Source organism: Neisseria basseii, from assembly GCF_962707005.1.
Taxonomy (GTDB): domain Bacteria; phylum Pseudomonadota; class Gammaproteobacteria; order Burkholderiales; family Neisseriaceae; genus Neisseria; species Neisseria bergeri.
Genome location: NZ_CAUIXH010000076.1, coordinates 1 through 276, shown reverse-complemented (window position 1 = coordinate 276; position 276 = coordinate 1). Strand labels below are relative to the sequence as shown.

The following is a 276-nucleotide window of genomic DNA, read 5'->3' as shown; positions in this document are numbered from 1 at the left end:
AGCCAGTTGCGGTAGCGGCATAAGGTGCTGTAATCGGGGATGCCCGGTTCGTCGAAACGGCAAAACAGGTTGAAGTCGATGCGGATAATGAGGCTGTGTTCGAGTTCGGGATCGGAGAGGCTGTGCCATTGTCCGAGCAGGACGGCTTTGAACATGGACAACGGGGGATAGGCGGGACGGCCGCGGTGGTCTCGGAGGTAACGGGTTCTTTGACGGTTCAGGTATTGTTCGATCGGCTGCCAATCAATCACTTGATCCAACTTCAATAGTGGGAAG

At 55.4% G+C, this 276-nt stretch carries 1 protein-coding gene; it reads right to left on the bottom strand.

Annotated elements, in window-relative coordinates; all coding sequences use genetic code 11:
* A partial coding sequence (locus tag Q9I99_RS11370; RefSeq protein ID WP_301668636.1) for a transposase occupies window positions 1-276 on the bottom strand: 276 nt, incomplete at both ends.